This window comes from Kribbella sp. NPDC051952, assembly GCF_040680855.1.
GTDB lineage: Bacteria > Actinomycetota > Actinomycetes > Propionibacteriales > Kribbellaceae > Kribbella.
In genome coordinates this window covers 109,629-125,565 of the sequence record NZ_JBFAXQ010000019.1, presented here as the reverse complement: position 1 = coordinate 125,565, position 15,937 = coordinate 109,629, and the positions used below count along the sequence as shown (strand labels likewise).

At 67.0% G+C, this 15,937-nt stretch carries 13 protein-coding genes; 6 read left to right on the top strand and 7 right to left on the bottom strand.

The features are described from left to right. Positions 1 to 52 precede the first annotated feature (52 nt). Positions 53 to 1,528 (top strand): MFS transporter, encoded by a 1,476-nt coding sequence (locus AB0L70_RS30130; RefSeq protein WP_363690095.1) that lies wholly within the window; start codon positions 53 to 55, stop codon positions 1,526 to 1,528. On the opposite strand, the gene neuC is transcribed toward AB0L70_RS30130, so the two are convergent. Continuing rightward, complete coding sequence (gene neuC / locus AB0L70_RS30125; protein ID WP_363690093.1) at positions 1,503 to 2,660, bottom strand: UDP-N-acetylglucosamine 2-epimerase; 1,158 nt, start codon at positions 2,658 to 2,660, stop codon at positions 1,503 to 1,505. The genes AB0L70_RS30130 and neuC overlap by 26 nt on opposite strands. Positions 2,661 to 2,663: 3 nt before the next feature. Then, positions 2,664 to 3,794: a DegT/DnrJ/EryC1/StrS family aminotransferase gene (locus tag AB0L70_RS30120; protein ID WP_363690092.1), complete on the bottom strand. Its 1,131-nt coding sequence runs from the start codon at positions 3,792 to 3,794 to the stop codon at positions 2,664 to 2,666. A gap of 187 nt (positions 3,795 to 3,981) precedes the next feature. Between AB0L70_RS30120 and AB0L70_RS30115 the strand changes: the two genes are divergently transcribed. The 3 genes from AB0L70_RS30115 to AB0L70_RS30105 are packed head-to-tail and all read left to right on the top strand — an operon-like array spanning position 3,982 to position 7,573. Then, positions 3,982 to 5,292, top strand: coding sequence for a nucleotide sugar dehydrogenase (locus AB0L70_RS30115; protein WP_363690090.1), 1,311 nt, complete (start codon positions 3,982 to 3,984; stop codon positions 5,290 to 5,292). Further along, entirely contained in the window at positions 5,289 to 6,239 is a 951-nt protein-coding gene (locus tag AB0L70_RS30110; RefSeq protein ID WP_363690088.1) for an NAD-dependent epimerase/dehydratase family protein, read from the top strand. Before AB0L70_RS30115 ends, AB0L70_RS30110 begins: the two co-directional genes overlap by 4 nt. Further along, positions 6,236 to 7,573, top strand: coding sequence for a glycosyltransferase (locus tag AB0L70_RS30105; protein WP_363690086.1), 1,338 nt, complete (start codon positions 6,236 to 6,238; stop codon positions 7,571 to 7,573). Before AB0L70_RS30110 ends, AB0L70_RS30105 begins: the two co-directional genes overlap by 4 nt. Here AB0L70_RS30105 and AB0L70_RS30100 read toward each other — a convergent pair. Further along, positions 7,503 to 9,002 (bottom strand): amidase family protein, encoded by a 1,500-nt coding sequence (locus AB0L70_RS30100; RefSeq protein ID WP_363690084.1) that lies wholly within the window; start codon positions 9,000 to 9,002, stop codon positions 7,503 to 7,505. The two genes, AB0L70_RS30105 and AB0L70_RS30100, sit on opposite strands and share 71 nt — an antisense overlap. Positions 9,003 to 9,149: 147 nt before the next feature. Between AB0L70_RS30100 and asnB the strand changes: the two genes are divergently transcribed. Next, on the top strand, positions 9,150 to 10,985 hold the full coding sequence (gene asnB / locus AB0L70_RS30095; protein WP_363690082.1) for an asparagine synthase (glutamine-hydrolyzing): 1,836 nt from the start codon (positions 9,150 to 9,152) through the stop codon (positions 10,983 to 10,985). Positions 10,986 to 11,024: 39 nt separating this feature from the next. Continuing rightward, positions 11,025 to 11,813 carry a polysaccharide pyruvyl transferase family protein gene (locus tag AB0L70_RS30090; RefSeq protein WP_363690080.1) on the top strand — a complete coding sequence of 263 codons (789 nt, stop codon included), beginning with the start codon at positions 11,025 to 11,027 and terminating at the stop codon, positions 11,811 to 11,813. 3 nt (positions 11,814 to 11,816) lie between these two features. Here AB0L70_RS30090 and AB0L70_RS30085 read toward each other — a convergent pair whose 3' ends face one another. The 4 genes from AB0L70_RS30085 to AB0L70_RS30070 all read right to left on the bottom strand — a co-directional run bounded on the left by AB0L70_RS30085 (position 11,817) and on the right by AB0L70_RS30070 (position 15,922). Next, positions 11,817 to 12,686 (bottom strand): carbohydrate ABC transporter permease, encoded by an 870-nt coding sequence (locus tag AB0L70_RS30085; RefSeq protein WP_363690078.1) that lies wholly within the window; start codon positions 12,684 to 12,686, stop codon positions 11,817 to 11,819. Then, positions 12,683 to 13,675: a sugar ABC transporter permease gene (locus tag AB0L70_RS30080; RefSeq protein WP_363690076.1), complete on the bottom strand. Its 993-nt coding sequence runs from the start codon at positions 13,673 to 13,675 to the stop codon at positions 12,683 to 12,685. Before AB0L70_RS30080 ends, AB0L70_RS30085 begins: the two co-directional genes overlap by 4 nt. Continuing rightward, complete coding sequence (locus AB0L70_RS30075; RefSeq protein ID WP_363690074.1) at positions 13,675 to 15,015, bottom strand: sugar ABC transporter substrate-binding protein; 1,341 nt, start codon at positions 15,013 to 15,015, stop codon at positions 13,675 to 13,677. The genes AB0L70_RS30080 and AB0L70_RS30075 overlap by 1 nt, the downstream gene beginning before the upstream one ends. A gap of 262 nt (positions 15,016 to 15,277) precedes the next feature. Beyond that, positions 15,278 to 15,922 (bottom strand): acetyltransferase, encoded by a 645-nt coding sequence (locus AB0L70_RS30070; protein WP_363690072.1) that lies wholly within the window; start codon positions 15,920 to 15,922, stop codon positions 15,278 to 15,280. Positions 15,923 to 15,937: the final 15 nt, after the last annotated feature.

The window sequence follows — 15,937 nt, the reverse complement described above, 5'->3', positions numbered from 1 at the left end:
GTCCGCCGTCGGAGACTCGACAGGAATCGATCCGAACGCGGAGGTCAGAGCTGTGTCAGTTGCTGTGCAGGGCCGAAGTGGCACGTTGGAACTGACCGGTCGCCGGAAGTGGATCGCGCTGGGTGTGCTGTGCCTCGCCACGCTGCTGGTGGCGTTGCACGTCTTCATGATGCTGTTGGCCCTCCCGGCCGTGACTGACGCGCTGGACGCGACCGCCAGCCAGCAGTTGTGGATCCTCGACATCTACGGATTCCTGCTGGCCGGCCCGATGATCGCGATGGGCAGCCTCGGGGACCGAATCGGCCGGCGCCGGCTCCTGCTGGCCGCCGCTGCCGTCTTCGGAGCCGCTTCCGTGGTCGCGGCGTACGCCGTCAACCCCGGCATGCTGATCGGCGCCCGTGCGATGCTCGGCCTTGCGGGCGCGGCGATCGCGCCGTGCACGCTGTCCCTCATCGCCACCCTGTTCCCGGATGCTCGCCAGCGCGCGATCGCGTTAGGCGTCTGGGCCGGCTGTTTTCCGGTCGGCGCTGTCATCGGACCGATCGTCGGCGGCCTGCTGCTGGATCACTTCTGGTGGGGCTCGGCCTTCCTGATCGACGTGCCGGTGATGATCGTGTTGCTGATCGTCGGGCCGCTGCTGCTCCCGGAGTACCGCAACGAGCAGGCCGGTCGGATCGACCTCGCGAGCGTGGCACTGTCGCTGGCAGCGATCCTGCCGGCGATCCACGGCTTGAAGCAGCTGGCGTCCCATGGCGCCGACTGGTCCGCGTTCGCTGCCTTGACGCTCGGTGCGAGCTGCGGATGGATCTTCGTACGGCGCCAACAGGGTCTCGTGGACCCTTTGGTCGACGTACGGCTGTTCGCCCGGCGGACGTTCAGCGTGACCCTCGGCAGCATGATGGCCTACTCGATGCTGACCGGCGGCGTGATGGTGTTCGTCACGCAGTACTTCCAGCTGGTGCAGGGAATGGAGCCGCTGGCGGCCGGGCTCGCGTTGGTGCCGGGCATGATCGCGATGGCAGTGGCCTTCCAGGTCGCACCTCGGCTGGCCCGCCGGATCCGTCCGGGTCTGCTGATCCCGGGTGGCATCGCCGTCACGGTCGTCGGCGTGGCTGTGATGATGCAGGCGACGTCGACCGGCGTACTCGTGGTCGCGTTCGCGGTCGAGTGCATCGGCGCCGCGCCACTCTTGACGGTCGGCACCAACCTCGTGCTCGCGTCTGCGCCGCCGGCGAAGGTCGGCGCGGCCGGTGCGCTGATGCAAACGGCCAACGAACTCGGCTATCCGTTGGGCATCGCCGTACTAGGTAGCGTGGTGACGGCGACGTATCGCGGTCAGATGGACGGCAGCGGCGGAAGCTCGTTGAGCGAGGCCATCCACAACGGCGCGGACCCGGCCGTCCTGGGGGCGGCCCGGACTGCGTTCACGAGCGGGTTTCACCTGGCCGCGGGGATCACCGCAGTGGCTCTGACGGTCGTGAGCATCCTGCTGCTTCGCACTCTCACAGATCGACGAAGCGCTTCTTGAACGCCCCATCGAGCGGGGTGGTCTTGAGGATCCGGAGGATCCGCGGTGCGGCATGGCCGTCGCCGTACGGCGATGTGCCCGTCCTGGATCGTTCTCGGTGCTCCGCGGTGAGCGCGTGCTGGATGGCCGAACCGATCGCGTCGGGTGTCTCCGTGCAGCTGATGGTCGACACCGAGGTGGGACGGCCCTCCTGACGCGTGCCGATGTTGACGGTCGGCGTACCCAGAGCCGGGGCCTCGATGAGTGCGCTCGACGAGTTGCCGACGATCACGTCGGCGTGTTTCAGCAGGCTGAGATAGAGGGTCTGACCGAGAGACCGGCACATCACCATACGGCCGGGATGACAGTCGATGAAGCGTTGGAGTTCGTGGTCGGCCGTCGGTCCGCCGAGGTCGACGTTCGTACCGGTGAAGACGACGGTGGCCGGCCCGATGCGGTCCAATGCCGCGAGCAGTCCTCTGATGCCGGCCCGGCTGCCGACCGGGTCCGCGGTCGCCGGGTGATAGGTCACCGCAATCGTCGGTGTGCGGAGCTTTACGCCCACGGCCGCGGACAGCGCCGCCCGATCCAGGAGCTCGATGGTTCGGGCCGTGTCGAGGCCGGGGGAGCCGACTGCGTGCACCCGGTCCGGGTTTTCGCCCAGCTGGATGACGCGCCGCCGGAACTCGTCGGTCGCGGTGAAGTGCAGGTGCGACAGCTTGGTGATCGCGTGCCGCATCCCCTCGTCCGTGGAGCCTGCGGTGACCTCGCCGCCGCAGATGTGAGCGATGGGTATCCGCTGGAAGGTGGCTGCGGTGGCGGCCGCCAGTACCTCGTAGCGGTCGCCGAGGAGTACGACGAGATCGGGAGCGATCCGCTCCAGGGCTTCGGCGTACCCGATGGCGCCGAGCCCGAACGACTTGGCGACGCTGGCCGGGGTGTCGCTCCCCAGGACGACAGGCACCTGCTCGCTGACCGGGAAGCCGTCCGCGGCGATGACGTCGACCGTCGAACCCTGCTGCGACACCAGATGCGAGCCACTGACAAGCAGCCGCAGCTCGATCTCCGGATCGTCATGCAGGGCCTGCAGTACGGCGCTCAGTGGTCCGTAGTCGGCGCGCCCTCCGGTGAACACACAGATCCGGCGTGCCATCGATCAAACTCCCAGCGCGGAGGCGAGCGCGACCGACACGGTCTGCTGCTCAGCCTCTTCGAGCTGGGCCGAGCTCGGCAGCGAAAGGCCTCGATCATGCAAGGTGTCCGCAACAGAGCCATCAAGCCGCTCACAATCGGCGTACGGTGGTTGCCGGTGCAGCGGCCGCCACACCTGGCGCGCTTCGACCTCGTCGCAGGCCAGCTCGGTCACCACGGTCGCCGGTGCGGGCCCGTCCGCGTCAAGAAGGACGGAGTACAGCCAGTACGTCGGATCCGCCCAGGGAGCGCAGGGCGCGACGGCAACCGGAAGCCCATCGAGCAGCTTGGCGTACCCATCGGCGATCTGGCGCTTGCGGTCGATCAGGTCCGTCAGCCGCTCGAGCTGCGCGACGCCAACGGCCGCGGACAGATTGCTCAGCCGATAGTTGTACCCCACGGCATCGTGCAGGTACGCCGATCCAGGCACTTTCGCCTGTGTGGTCAGGTGTTTCGCCTTGGCCGCGTACTCTGGATCGTCGGTGGTGATCATTCCACCGGATCCGGTGGTGATGATCTTGTTGCCGTTGAACGAGTAACAGCCGAGGTCACCGACGGTGCCCGCCTGCCGGCCGTCGAACCGGCCGCCCCGCCACCCTGCGCCGAACGATTCGGCGGCGTCCTCGACGATCCGTACCCCGAATCGATCCCGCAGTTCGAGCAAGGGCTCGACATCGGCCGGGTGTCCGAGAATGTGGACCACCTCGACCACGTCGGGGATCCGGGCGCCGCGCGCCGCCTCGCGGACGACGTGGTCATGGAGAAGTTCGGTGTTCATGTTCCAGGTCTGCGCTTCGCTGTCGACCAGGAGTACGTCGGCCCCCGTGTACCGAATCGCATTCGCCGACGCGATGAACGTGAAGTCCGAGACCGCAACCAGCCGGCTCGGTCCTGCGCCTGCGAGCTGCAGGGCGATGTGCAGTGCGGCCGTGCCGCTCGCACAGGCCACCGCGTAGGTGGCGCCCACTCTCGCGGCGAACTCGCGTTCGAACCGGTCGACGAAAGGCCCGATGGACGAGACGAATCCACTCTCCAGGCACTCGTTGACATAGCGGGCTTCGTTTCCGTCGAAGGTCGGATCGCTGAGTCGGATCACCGCTGGTATTCCCCTTGCCACGCCGTCGGCCGTCTGTCGACGAACCACGCTGGCAGAGCTGCTATCGGCGTACCAGCGGGCGCCTTACACCGGGCCGCGGTGAAACAAGCCCATCTGCCACCGGCGGGCCTGGATGGCCAGACTCGAAGGGATCGATTCCGAGGGGGCCCACGGAGAAAGTGATGAGATGACGTTGGAGTCAGCGGGAAATCACAGAGTCGGCATCATCGGTCTGGGGTACGTGGGCATCACGCTCGCTGCCGCGATGGCGCGCAACGGCTACGAAGTGCACGGTGTCGACGTCCAGCCCGCGGTGGTGGACGCACTGGGCCGCGGCAAGCCGCAGGTGTTCGAACCCGGCGTCGAGGATGTCTTCACAACGCACATCGGCAAGAACATCTTCGTGTCGACCGAGCTTCCCGCCGAGATCGACGCCGCGATCATCTCGGTCTCCACTCCGGTCGACCCGAGCACGCACGCGCCGGACCTCCGCAATCTCGCGGCCGCGGCGGAAACGATCGCGAAGCACTGCTCACCGGACACGTTGGTCGTGGTCCGCAGTACTGTTCCGGTCGGCGCGAGCCGCGAGGTGGTGCTGCCACCGCTGCTCGCCGCGTGGGGATCCGCACGCCTCGTGATGGCGCCCGAGCGGACAATCCAGGGGCAGGCGCTGCGTGAGCTGGTCGAGCTGCCGCAGGTCATCGGTGGGCTCGATGCCGAGAGTCTCGATCGCGGCTTGGAACTGTTCGGCGGCCTGTGCAAGCAGCTCGTGCCGGTGTCGACGCTCGAGACTGCCGAGCTGGTGAAGCTGACGAACAACTGCCACACCGACGTGATCTATGCCTTCGGCAACGAGATCGCGATGCTCACTGAACGGCTCGGTCTCGATCCGCTCGAGGTGGTCAGGGCAACGAACCTGAACTACCCGCGACCGGACATCGCCAAGCCCGGATACGTCGGTGGCGGTTGCCTCTCGAAGGACCCGTACATCCTGCTCTCCGCTGCCGACCGCAGTGGACACGTGCCACGGCTGGTCGCAGCGGCGAGGACTCTGAACGAGACGCTGCCCGCGCACGTCGCCGAGCGCGTCGTCGGCCTGATGCAACAGGACGGTGGTTCGACGGTGGCTGTCCTCGGCTGGGCGTACAAGGGGTCGCCGCCGACCGACGACATGCGCGGTACGCCGATCGCGGAGATGACACCGATCTTCGAGGCAGCCGGGATCCGCGTGCTCGGAAACGACCCGGTGGTCAGCGACGACGTGATCCGCGCGTACGGCGGGGAGCCGGTCGACCTGGAGACCGGGCTGCAGGCGGCGGACGCCGTACTGGTGATCACCGACCACCCCAAGTATCGGCAGCTCGACGTCAAGCGGGCGTTCGGCGGCTCGAAGATTCGGCTGGTGTTCGATTCGTGGCGGATCCTCGATGCCGACGCGATCACGACACTCGGCGTCCGGTACGCCGGGCTGGGCTTCGAACCCGGAGTAGCGCTATGAGGGCGCTCGTACTGGGTGGCGCGGGTTTCATCGGCCTGCATCTGGCCCGACGGCTCGTTGCCGACGGCTATGAAGTGACGATCGTCGACAATTTCTCCCGCGGCCGCAAGGATCCCGAACTGGCCGCGCTCGGTGTGCCGGTCGTGCATGCGGACCTCACCGATCCCGCGTCGTACGACGAACTTCCGCAGACCGCGGAGCTGGTCTTCATGCTGGCCGCGGTCGTCGGGGTCCGGAACGTGGAATCCGATCCGGCGCGCGTCATTCGGATCAACACCACGACCCTGCTCAACCTGCTGGACTGGGCGGAGCCGGGCCAGCGTCTGTTCTTCGCCTCCACCAGCGAGGTGTACGCCGGTGGCGTCAGCGCCGGCGTCGTACCTGTGCCGACCCCGGAGACCGTGCCGCTGATGATCGAGGACATCACGGCGCCGCGGTTCGCGTACGGCGTCAGCAAGATGCTCGGCGAGGCGGCCGTGGTGCACACGGCCCGGGCGAAGGAGATTGCCTTCGTGATCGGACGGTTCCACAACATCTACGGCCCCCGGATGGGCGCCGATCACGTCATCCCGGAGCTGTCGCTCCGTGCGTTGCGCCGGGAGGATCCGTTCACGCTGTACGGCGCCACACAGTCCCGCGCGTTCTGTCACGTCGACGACGCGGTCGAGGCGATGATCCGGCTGGTCAGCTGTGACGAGGCGATGGGTCGGATCGTGCACATCGGCAACGATGCGGAGGAGATCAGCATCGGCGATCTCGCCAAGTTGGTGTTGCGGGTGTCCGGCTACGACCCGTCGGTGGAGTTCCTGCCGGCACCGCAAGGTTCCGTGGAGCGACGGTGCCCGGATCTGACCACCTTGCGCGAGCTCACCGGCTACGAACCGACGGTGTCCTTGGAAGACGGCGTACGTCGTACGTTCGACTGGTACCGCGAGAACTGGACATGACCATGGACGTGCTGATCCTGACCCACGGGACTCGCGGCGACGTACAGCCGTTCGTGGCCCTGTCCCGAGCACTGCGCAACGCGGGACACCGAGCCCGGTTCGGTGGTCCCGCCGCCTTCGCCGGACTGGCCGAGTCGTACGGCGTGGAATTCGTTGCCTTGAACAACGGCCCGAACGAGTTGTACGGCGATGCCGCGATCCGGGAGGTCCTCGAGACGAACTACCGGGGTTTGCGGGGCAAGTATCTGGCCTCGATCGTGGCGCACAGATACCGCAACAAGATGGACGCCGTACTGGACGACATCGCGGACGCTGCCCGATCCGGCGCGGATGTGGTGGTTCACGACATCGTGCTGCCGGGCCGGCAGCTGGGGGAGTGGCTCGGCGTTCCGACCGTGCGCGCTTGTCTGCAACCGTTCTGGATCCCCACGCGTGCTTTCCCGAATCCGATGCACAAGCTGCCGTTGCCGTCGGCGTTCAACCGGCTGACCTATCTGACCACCAACGTCTGGTACCAAATCCTCGCCGGTCACACGAATCGATGGCGGAGCAACAAGTTGGGACTGTCGAAGCTGGGCGGGTATCGAGATGTGCTGCGGCTGCCGGGAGGCGGCGACACCACGGTGCTCCAGGCGTTCAGCAAACACCTGCTGGACCCGCAGCCGGACGACTATCCGCCGTGGATCCACACGACCGGCTCCTGGCTGCTTCCGGCTCCGCCTGGCTGGAGTCCGCCGGACGATCTCGTCAGCTTCCTCGAGAGCGACAGGCCAGTCGTGTACGTCGGCTTCGGCAGTATGGCCGGCCTTGATCCCGAGCGGACGGGTCGCGTGATCAGAGATGCTGTGCGGCTGGCCGGCGTACGGGCGGTCGTGGCGACCGGTTGGGGTGGCATCGGGACGAGTCAGGACAACGAGGATGTCCAGTTCGTGAAGGAGGTGCCACACGGGTGGCTGTTCGATCGGGTCGACGCTGTGGTGCATCACGGCGGCAGCGGGACGTCCGGCGCGGCGCTCGCGGCCGGGAAACCGCAGGTGGTGTGTCCGTTCGTGCTGGATCAGCCGTTCTTCGCCCGCAGGATTCACGAACTCGGTGCCGCACCGCCTCCGCTCCCACAGCGTGACCTGAATCCCTTCACGCTTGCCCGGGCGATCGAGAACGCGATCACCGAGCCCGCGATGGCGAAGGCCGCCCAGGAGCTCGCGGCCCAGGTCCGCGCCGAGGACGCGACCGCTCAAGCCGTGGAGATCATCGAAGAAGTGGTCAGCCGCCGCTTCCCTCGAACGCGAACCCAGCCCGATACACGCCGTACTCACCGAACTTCCGTCCCATGATCTGCAGGCCGGTCGGCAGGCCGTTGTCGCCCGGCCCGGAGGGAACGGACAGTGCGGGGTGACCCGTCAGGTTCGCGGGTGTGGTGTTGGCCATCGCCTTCGTGAGCGGGGACAGGCTGAACTCCTGGGATCCCAGCTCATCAAGGCGTTCCGGGCCGGCTGTCGAGGTTGGTGTGATCAGAAGGTCGACATTGTCCAGGCAATGGTCGATCTGGCGGCGCAGCTCGAGTCTGAGGTTCGCCGCTTTCCCGAAGGGCACTCCGGACTGCGTCTCCTGAAGGTACTCGTAGGCGAGCGGGAGGGTTGAGGCCAGCCATGGCAGTTCGCGCTGCCCGAGGCGGTACTCCGCGGCGACCGTGCTGAGCCGGTCCACATCGATCCGTCCGCTGTGGCCGTACCCTTGCCCGTTCGAGTCGGCCATCGCGACCAGACCGAAGGTCAGGACCGCGAGCCAGATGACGGCGCCGTCCGTCCACAAGGGAATCGAGACGGGCTCAACCGTGGCACCGAGGTCGCGCAGCCGCTCGCAGGCTCGCTCGAAGGCCATCAGGGTGCCGGCGGTGCAGCCGGCCGGCTCCAGAGATTCCTCGATCACGCCGATGCGGAGCCCCGCAATGCCTTCGGCGGCCGCGCCGGCATAGTCCCCGGAGACCGGCCGCGGCCACCCACTGTGCGGATCACGCCAGTCGTCGCCGGCCATCACCTCGAGCAACGCCGCGTTCGTGGCGACAGCGCCGGTCATCGGACCGAGGTGATCGAGCGTGTGGTCCCAATACGCCAGTCCGTACGACGGGACGAGGCCGTGCGTCGGCTTCATCCCCACAATGCCGCAGTACGCCGCAGGATTGCGGACGCTGCCACCTTGGTCAGAACCAATCGCCGCGTCGACAAGTCCGGTCGCCACCGCGATGGCCGAGCCGGAGGACGATGCGCCTGCGGTGAAGCGCGGATCGTGCGGATTGCGCGGTACGCCGAACGTGGGATCGGCCGTGGTCATGGTGGTCTTGGCGGTGATCCGTGCGCCGGCGTCCAGCAGTCGCTCGACCACGACCGCGTCCTCGGTGGGGACGCGCTGCGGAGAGCGTCGTACGCCCTCGGTCATCGGCACTCCGGCAACGGCGATGTTGTCCTTGACCCCGATCCGCAGCCCGGACAGCGGTCCCGTCGCGGCGCCCGGCACCTCGCACCAGCGGATGATCGCATGGTACGGATCCTCCGCGGCGGTCGGTGGCCGGCCGCGATCGCGTTCTGGGTAGCGCAGCTCGACCATCGGCTCGGCGATCTTGTCGAGCCGGTCGAAGACGCCGAGGAACTCCGAGAGGTCGGCGCGCAGTCCCTCGGTGTCACGCGTGGGTCGGGCCGGGAATCCACGGCGGGCCTGGTAGCGAGCCAACTGCTGCGGCGACGGCGCATCGTTCTCGATCATCATCCGGCCTCCCGCTCGTTGCCGAAAGCAAACTGAAACGTCGATTTCAATTTAGCATGCGCCCGCGCGCTCGGCTGAACGAGCCGTCTGTCTCGACGGCGCCGGCTTGAACATCATTGGCCGGGAGGACGTCGACGAAAGGCTGGAACGATGTGTGGCATCGCAGGGTGGGTTTCTTACGACCGCGACCTGACGCGGGAGACGGAAACCATCGACAGGATGACAGCCACGATGGCCTACCGCGGGCCGGACGCAGCCGGCACCTGGGTACGGCGGCAGGTGGCACTCGGCCACCGCCGGCTCTCCGTCATCGACCTGGTCGGTGGCGCGCAGCCGATGGTGATCGAGCAGCCGAACGGTGCGGTCGCGATGGTGTACAGCGGTGAGGCCTACAACTTCTCCGAGTTGCGGAGGCAGTTGGAGGCGCGCGGACACCGGTTCCGGACCGACAGCGACACCGAGGTCGTGCTGCGCGGGTACGTGGAGTGGGGCGACGGGATCGCGGAGCGTCTCAACGGCATGTACGCCCTGGCCATCTGGGACGAGCGCGACGACAAGCTGGTCCTGATCCGCGACCGGATGGGCATCAAGCCGCTCTACTACCACCCGACGAGCGACGGCGTCCTGTTCGGCTCCGAGCCGAAAGCGATCCTGGCCAACCGGCTCGCTCAGCCTGTCGTTGACGCCGTTGGCCTCCGGTGGATGCTCGCGCCGCTGGGCGTGACCGGCGGCTCGCCGTGGAAGAACATCACCGAGGTCGAGCCCGGCACCGTGCTGACGATCCGGTCGTCGGGGCTGACGTCGCGAACCTACTGGCGGCTCCCGACCCGGCCCCACACCGACGACCGGGACACCACGGTCGAGACCGTACGGGCGTTGCTGACCGACACGGTGCGCCATCAACTGGTGGCCGACGTCCCGCTCGGTGTGCTGCTCTCCGGCGGGCTGGATTCGAGCGCGATCACCGCACTCGCGGCGTCGCATCTGGCCGCGCGCGGCGAGCAGGTGCGGACGTTCTCGGTCGACTTCTCCGACCTGGTCGAGAACTTCACGCCCGACGAGATGGTGCGCGGACTCGATACGCCGTACGCCGCTGATGTTGCCGCGCTCGTCCGTTCGGAGCATGAGCTGGTCACGCTGGATCCCGCGCGGATGGAAGATCCGGAACTCCGCCAGGCTGTGGTCGCTGCGCGCGACAAGCCGGGTCTCGGCGAGCTCGATGCGTCGCTGTACCAGCTCTTCAGTGCGATCCGCCGGCGCGCGACCGTTGCGTTGTCCGGGGAATCCGCGGACGAGCTGTTCGGCGGCTACTTCTGGTTCCACGACGACGTTTCGCGGGCCGCGACCGGCTTTCCCTGGCTGGCCGTGTCACCGAGCCCGAGCTTGGGCCGCTCGCTGGTCCATCCCGACGTACGACGACGTGCGGACCTGTCCACCTTCGTCGCCGACCAGTACGCCGACGCGGTCTCGTCGCTGGAGTACCTGGACGACGAGGCACCGGAGGATCGGCGGATGCGGCGGATGTCGCACCTGTTCCTCACCCGTTTCGTCCGGGAGTGGCTCGACCGCAAGGACCGGATGTCGATGGCCGTCGGGCTCGAGGTCCGCGTGCCGTTCTGTGATCACCGGCTGGTCGAGTACGTCTACAACGTGCCGTGGTCGCTCAAGACGTTCGACGGGCGGGAGAAGAGCGTGCTCCGGCACGCGATGAAGGACCAGCTGCCCGCATCCGTGCTGCAACGCCAGAAGAGTGGCTACCCGTCGAGCCACGATCCGCTCTACACGGCAGCGCTGCAGCAGCGTGCGAAGGAGGTGCTTGCCGGTGACGACGACGCGGTGTTCGCTCTGGTCGATCGCGACTGGCTGGAGGAGGCAGCGCGCTGTGATCCGGCCGGCGCGCCCAAGATGCTGTCGCAGGAGATCAACTGGGTGCTTGATCTCAGCGACTGGTTCACGCTGTACAAGCCGACGCTCGAACTGGACTGACCGATGACACTGCAGGCACATCGTCGAGAACCTCTGCGCATGTATTGGTGGCGCCCGGCGCCGCCACTCACGAACCGGGCCAACTTCGGTGACGAGCTCGGTCCCTATCTGGTCGAAGCGCTCTTCGGGTTGCGCACTGTGTGGGCGGAGTCGTCCGCCTGCGAGATCGCCGCGGCCGGCTCGATCATCGAGATCATGCTGTCCAGCAAGAAGAACAACCGTCCCGTGCTGTGGGGGAGTGGGATGTTCTACGAGTCCAGCGGAGCGATCGCCGCCGATGAGTTCGAGGTCACCGCCGTACGCGGGGTTCTCACCAGGGCGCGGATCAAGGACGTGGACCCCCAGGTGGCGCTGGGCGATCCGGGCCTGCTCGCGCAGGTCCTGGTGGGAGCGGCTCCCCGCAAGAAGCACCTGCTCGGCCTGGTCCCGCACTTCCTCGACGCCGATCTGCCGGCCGTGACGCAATTGCAGACCTGGCCCGGCGTGACCGTCATCGACGTGACCGAACCAGCGCCGAAGGTCGTCCGCGAGATCGCCCAATGCCACTACGTCCTCTCGTCGAGCCTGCACGGCCTGATCGTCGCGGACAGCGTCGGTACGCCGAACGCGTACCTTGCCCTCAGCAACGACACCCGCATCGGCGGCCCGAACAAGTTCCTCGACTACTACTCGGTCTTCGCCGACCCCGACCGCCAACTCTGCTTCCCGCTGGCCGAGGTCATGTGCCAAGACACCCAATCCGTAATAGCCAGCCTCAGCCGCCGCTATCACCCGCCGACAGACCTCCCCGCCATCACCGACCACCTCATCCGGGCCTTCCCCTGGTGAACCTCATTCATTGAAGGCACCCATCGTGAGGCCGGCGCGCCAGTGCCGTTGCAGGCCTAGGAAGGCGAGCATGAGCGGGGCGGTGGAGACCAGCGATCCGATCACGACCAGAAGCTGGACGTGGGGGTCGAGGTGGGCCTGGCTGTTCCAGGCGTACAGGCCGAAGGTCGCGGGGTAGAGGTCCTGGTTCTGGAGCATCATCAGGGGCAGGAAGAAGTTGTTCCAGATCGCCACGAAGGCGAACAGGTAGATGGTCGCCAGCCCTGCGACCATGAGCGGTTGGGCGATCGTCGCGAAGATCCGGAACTCGCCGGCGCCGTCGACCCGTGCGGCCTCGATCACCTCGGTCGGGACTGAGGAGTCGGCGAAGATCCGGGCGATGTACACCCCGAACGGGCTGACGATGCTCGGCAGCAGCACCGCCCAGTACGTGTCGACGAGGTGGGCCCAGGAAAACAGCAGGAACAACGGCAGCGCGAGTACTGTCACCGGCACCATCACCGCGCCCAGGACGACCGAGAACAGGAAGCGCCTGCCGCGGAACGCGAACTTCGCCAGGTAGTAGCCGGTCATCGATGACAGCACCGTGGCCACGAAGGCCCCGATACCGGCGTACAAAAGGCTGTTGAAGAGCCATCTGGTGAAGATTCCGTTGTCGTAGCCGAAGAGGGCACGGAGATTCTCGATCAGGTGGAACCCGCTGAACCACAGCCCGTTCGTCGTGGTGAAGTCGCCCTGCTGCTTCGACGCCGTGACGCCGAGCCACCACAGCGGCACGAGGAAATAGGCGGCGAAGACCACCAGGACCGCGCCGACGATCAAGGCAGGGCCACGGCCGCGCGTCTGGCCAGGTGTCTGTACGGCGGCGCTCATGATCCGGCCCTCCTCTGCAGGGTCTTCAAGAACACGAACGATGCGCCGAACGTGACGATCGCCAGTGTCACCGACAGGGCTGCCGCGTAGTGGTACTGGTTCACCGACGCGGCGTTGTACGCCAGCATGTTGGGCGTATACCCCGAGGTCACCTCGGAGGTGATCGTGCGGAAGATCATCGGTTCGGTGATGAGCTGCAGTACGCCGATCATGTTCAGGATCGCCGTGAAGACGATGGCCGGCCGGACCAGCGGGACCTTGATCGCCCACGCGATCCGCACCGGCCCGGCGCCGTCGATCTGCGCCGCCTCGAACAGCTGCGGTGGAACCGATTTGAGCGCCGCCAGCAGGATGATCGTGTTCGATCCCGCGTAGGTCCAGACGGCGACATTGCCGATGCTGGGCAGTACGAGATGAGGACCGAGGAAGTCGACATGCAGGCCGGCTTGGTAGAAGGGCGACGTACTGGGCGCAAGCATTGATCCCCACATGATCGCGGCGACAACGCCCGGCACGGCAAAGGGCAGGAAGTAGGCGAGGCGGAAGAACCGGCCGAGTTTGACCCAGGGCGAGTCCAGCAGCAGTGCAAGCATCAACGCGATCAGCATCATCACCGGCACCTGGACCACCGCGAGCACGAGCACCCGACCCAGACTCGACCAGAATTCCCCGCTGCCGAGCAGAGCGCCGTACTGCGTGAGTCCGCCGAACTTGGTCACCTCCGTGCCGAAGATGCCGCCGACCCGTTCGGTGATCCGCGTGCTCTGGATCGCCGCGTAGACGACCGGTCCGACGTAGAAGATCACGAAAGGGATGAAGAACGGGCCCAGGAAGCCGAGGCCGATCAGGCGGCGTTTCCAGTGCCGGGGCCGGCGCGGCTCGGCCATCGGGATCGACCTCGACTGGACCGGAAGCCGGTCGTTGGCGTCGACGTACTCAGGCTCGTACGCCGTCTCTTCGGGCCCGCCCGGTGATTGAGTCCGGATCACTATTGACCCCCGTCCTTCGCGTCGACACCTCGAGTCTTGAGATCAGCCACCGCCTTCTGTTGCGCGCTGGTGAGTCCTGCCTCGAGCGTGTTCGAACCCTTCAGGGTGTTGGTGATCGCGTCACTCATGCTGTTCACGACGACGGTCATGTTGGGGGACCACTGGAAGCTGGTGTCGACGACCTTCGAGGAGTCACGGAACACGTGCCAGACCGGCTGCCCACCGAAGTACGGCGGCTTCGCGTCCATGCCGGGCAGGTTGAGCGCGGCCAGCGAGGGCGGGACGCTGCCGAGCGAGGTCAGCAGCTTCTGCGGCTGCTCGTTCGTCGCAACCCAGGCGGCGAACTCGGCTGCCTCGGCCGGGTGCTTGCTGCTGGCGAAGACGACGTTCCCGCTGCCTCCGTAGTTCGCACCGGCGGGCTTCGCCGGATCCCACTGGGGCAAGGGCGCCACGGCCCACTTGCCGGCCGCGCCGGGAGCGTTGGCGAGCATGACGCCGGTAAGCCAACTGGCGCCGAGCATGGTGGCCAGCGTGCCGTCGTTCATACCTTTGAACTCCGCCGGAGTGAACGGCTGGACGGTTGTCGTCACGAGCTTTTCGTCGATCAGCTTCTGCCAGTAGTCGGTGACCTGACGGGCCTTGTCGCCGGCGAGGTCGATGGTGACCTGATCCTTGCCGTACTGGAACGGGCGCGCGCCGTTCTGCCACATGAAGCTGAGCAGCAGGGCCGCGTGACCCGAGGTGAAGTTGGTGAGATAGGTCGTCGGGCTCGCGGCCCGCAGACGCTTACCGACGGCCTCGTACTCCGCCCACGTCGTCGGAACGGTCAGCCCGTACTTGTCGAAGACGTCCTTGCGGTAGTACAGCGCCATCGGGCCGGTGTCCTGCGGCATCCCGTAGATCCCGGTTCCACCGACGTTGACCTGGGACCAGGTCCAGGGGACCAGCTGGGCTTGGGTTTCGGCGATACCCGGGCAGGCCGAGATGTCCTTGAGACCGTCGCTGAGGCGGAAGCCCGGCAGGTCGGAATACGCCACCATGCCGAGGTCAGGTGCGGTACCTGCCTTGAGGGCGTTGGTCATCTGCTGGACCGTGTTGGCCGAGACGTCCTTCAAGGTGACATGGATGTCTGGATGGCTCGCGTTGAAGCCGTCCACGATCTTCTGGGCATTGAGGCCGAAGGCCCAGTACGTGAGCTCGACCTTGCCCTGGGACCGCGAGCAGGCACTGGCAGCGGGTTCCGCACCGGCTTTGTCGTCGGTGCTTCCACAGGAGACGGCGGAGGCGACCATGGTGAAGGCGATGAGCAGGGGCGCGATGAATGATCGGCGGCGGTTCATGGCTGGGCTCCTTGGGACGATGCGTGGCTCGAGAGGCGTCCTGCGCTCAGCGCGGCGTCGAGCAGAAGGTGCTGGGGGCACCTCCTCAGGGCTGGAGTACGAGACCGGGGTCGGTGGTCATGCCCGCTTCCGGCCAGTGGATGCGGGCTGCTCAGGTCTGTGGTTCATCAAATGAACCCCGTGTTTCATTCCAGTTAACGGACGCGTTTCCGCCCTGTCAAGGCCGGGGCGTGGGGCAGATGGTCGTGGCCGGTCGGCCAACTCATGCCCCGGCGATGCTTTTCGCGGGTACGCCGGCCACCCGGGCCAGCGCGGGAACATCACGGGTGATGACCGCGCCCGCGCCGACAATCGCGCCGAAACCGATCATCCGTTCGGGCAGGACCGTAGCGCCCGCGCCGATGAACGCGGCGGCCTCGACGACGACTCCGCCGCCGAGCATGGCAAGAGGGCTCAGTACGGCGTGATCGTGGACAACGCAGTCGTGTCCGATCACCACGTTGGCGTTGACCAGCACGTGCCGGCCGACGTGGGTATCGACCTGGATCCGTACGCCGGGAAGAAGGACCGTGCCCGCTCCGACCGTGACCCCGTCGTCCAGCGTCGAGGACTGATGGACGAGTGTCGCCGGGCGCCGATTCCACGCACTGGCGGAGATATCGAGCCGTCGCCGGACCTGCGGGTTGCCGATGGCAATCACATACGAGGCATCGACCCGGGCCAGCTCTTCGTCCCCGCCGAGCAGGGGTGTGCAGTCACCCGTGCGGGTCGCGGCGGCCGCGTCGAGATAGCCGACGATCCGGTAGGGGGCGCCGGCGAGGCCGTTGACCAGCGACCTGATCTGGCGGGCGATGGCGCCCGCGCCGACGACAACGAGCGCCCGGGGTGGAATCTGCTCGGCAGTCATGTCTGTGATCGTGCC

Coding starts and splice junctions, on each gene's coding strand:
- neuC (WP_363690093.1), bottom strand. CDS start 2,660: ATGGCACGCCGGATCTGTGTGTTCACCGGAGGGCGCGCCGACTACGGA.
- AB0L70_RS30115 (WP_363690090.1), top strand. CDS start 3,982: ATGACGTTGGAGTCAGCGGGAAATCACAGAGTCGGCATCATCGGTCTG.
- AB0L70_RS30110 (WP_363690088.1), top strand. CDS start 5,289: ATGAGGGCGCTCGTACTGGGTGGCGCGGGTTTCATCGGCCTGCATCTG.
- AB0L70_RS30105 (WP_363690086.1), top strand. CDS start 6,236: ATGACCATGGACGTGCTGATCCTGACCCACGGGACTCGCGGCGACGTA.
- AB0L70_RS30100 (WP_363690084.1), bottom strand. CDS start 9,002: ATGATGATCGAGAACGATGCGCCGTCGCCGCAGCAGTTGGCTCGCTAC.
- asnB (WP_363690082.1), top strand. CDS start 9,150: ATGTGTGGCATCGCAGGGTGGGTTTCTTACGACCGCGACCTGACGCGG.
- AB0L70_RS30090 (WP_363690080.1), top strand. CDS start 11,025: ATGTATTGGTGGCGCCCGGCGCCGCCACTCACGAACCGGGCCAACTTC.
- AB0L70_RS30085 (WP_363690078.1), bottom strand. CDS start 12,686: ATGAGCGCCGCCGTACAGACACCTGGCCAGACGCGCGGCCGTGGCCCT.
- AB0L70_RS30075 (WP_363690074.1), bottom strand. CDS start 15,015: ATGAACCGCCGCCGATCATTCATCGCGCCCCTGCTCATCGCCTTCACC.
- AB0L70_RS30070 (WP_363690072.1), bottom strand. CDS start 15,922: ATGACTGCCGAGCAGATTCCACCCCGGGCGCTCGTTGTCGTCGGCGCG.